Here is a 1,532-nt window from a genome sequence, read left to right as displayed (position 1 = left end):
TCGCTGGTGTCCAGAAAGCCGACGCTGGTCGTCATGAGTGACATGGCCAAGGTGAACCAGGACGGTTCCCCGGTGAGCAATGCCAACACCCCGTCACAGGTTTATTTCGTGCCAAACGGTGATCTGAAGAATTCCATCAGCACCGCGCCCCACGATTTCCGTGACGACCTGACCGCCCTGAACCCCGGCACCAAGGTGTATGACGTTTACGCGACCTCCAAGTCCATCAAAACGTCCATCTTGCCCTGGGTCACCGAACGCTACGCCCGTGAACGCCGCAACAGCGCCGTTAAAGTCGGTGAGCTGGTTATGGCGTCCCCGTTCACCCTGTCCCAGTTCGGCGACACCGGCATCTTCTTCAAGCACCAACGGTACGAAGATCGCTAAGGGAGAGCGATAACCAGAGGTACACCCCTCAAGCCCGGGCGACGCAAGTCCCCCGGGCTTTTTTGTGTCTGCGGGCGGTCCCTGCCTCGTGCTCACCGGACGAGGGTGTCTTGCTTGTAGGATATGGCTTACAGAAAAAGCTAAACGGTTGATATAAAGTGATTTTCAGGGGAAGGGGAATTCGGGATAACTCAGGAAATAACCCGCTGCTTCGAGTTTTGTCAGGTGAGAAAGGTTATCAGCTTTTCTCCATCCTATTGTATTGGCTGGATCTTCTGGCGGAAGCGGGCGGTGGTTGATAAGAGTTATGTCGAAAAAAGATATGTCGAACGGTTCGGCTGAATACGCTGTTATGAATATGAGTAAACGACCTAACTTCATATATCTTGCTGGAATGGTTCCTGTCTTCTTCGTAGTAGGTCTTCTGGTATTCCTGACATTCGACAACTTGTTTACTGGTAGAGCTGTTTACGGAGATAAGTTTGGGAATGCTTATGAAGTTCAGGGAGTTGCCGCAATTTTGGTCAACTTCGGCATATTGGGGCTTGTTGGCTGGCTTGGTTCTTTCTTGGCTTTCTTGATATGGCGCAGCCCAAGGCTCATGCGGTTTCATCGAGCTATTGGGGTGGTTAGCAGTCTTTGTGTAGTGGGCGGGCTAGTATATGGGCTTTCATAACAAGCGGTGGCAGGCGGATCAAATTTCCGCTCGTTCCTCGCTTCAATTTGCCCGCTGCACCGGGCGTTAGGGGATGTAGTTCCCCCGCTTTAGTGGACACCTTCTCCTGGTCAAAGTACCTGCCCACATTCATTGGCGAATCCCATAAAAAAACGCCCACCTTCCGGTGGGCGTTTTGCGTGCAGCGTGATGCTTGAAACGTGCTGCGTGTCCTAATCAGAACCGGCCGTTCAGGCCCAGCCCCAGATTAGTAATTTCGTCACCACTACGATCCACCACCCGCATGTATTCCAGGTTGATGAACAGGGTTTTGGTGATGGTGAAGTCCACGCCCAGGCCCAGGGACAGGTCTTTGTAGTTTTCCCCGTCGGAGCCGCCGAAGGTGCTTTTCTCGGTGGTTTCCACGTAGGTGGCACCGATCAGGCCGTAGGGGCGTACGGGCATGGTGTTGGGGAATTGGCCGCGGAAG

The 1,532-nt window shown here is 53.4% G+C and carries 2 protein-coding genes and 1 pseudogene; 2 read left to right on the top strand and 1 reads right to left on the bottom strand.

Features of this window, described 5'->3' with window-relative positions; genetic code table 11:
- Window positions 1–387 (top strand): annotated as a pseudogene (locus A3730_RS31115) (peroxidase); the annotation flags it as partial.
- Between the two features lie 307 nt (window positions 388–694).
- Window positions 695–1,063: a hypothetical protein gene (locus tag A3730_RS05435; RefSeq protein ID WP_063521410.1), complete on the top strand. Its 369-nt coding sequence runs from the start codon at window positions 695–697 to the stop codon at window positions 1,061–1,063.
- Window positions 1,064–1,279: 216 nt separating this feature from the next.
- Here the strand turns inward: A3730_RS05435 and A3730_RS05430 are convergent.
- Window positions 1,280–1,532 (bottom strand): outer membrane beta-barrel protein (locus tag A3730_RS05430; protein WP_156500930.1); only part of this gene is annotated, 253 nt, incomplete at its 5' end.

The organism is Alcanivorax sp. HI0044, from assembly GCF_001634945.1.
Note: the sequence above shows the minus strand (reverse complement) of the source record. Positions and strands in the feature narration are given on the sequence as shown.

Coding starts and splice junctions, on each gene's coding strand:
- A3730_RS05435 (WP_063521410.1), top strand. CDS start 695: ATGTCGAAAAAAGATATGTCGAACGGTTCGGCTGAATACGCTGTTATG.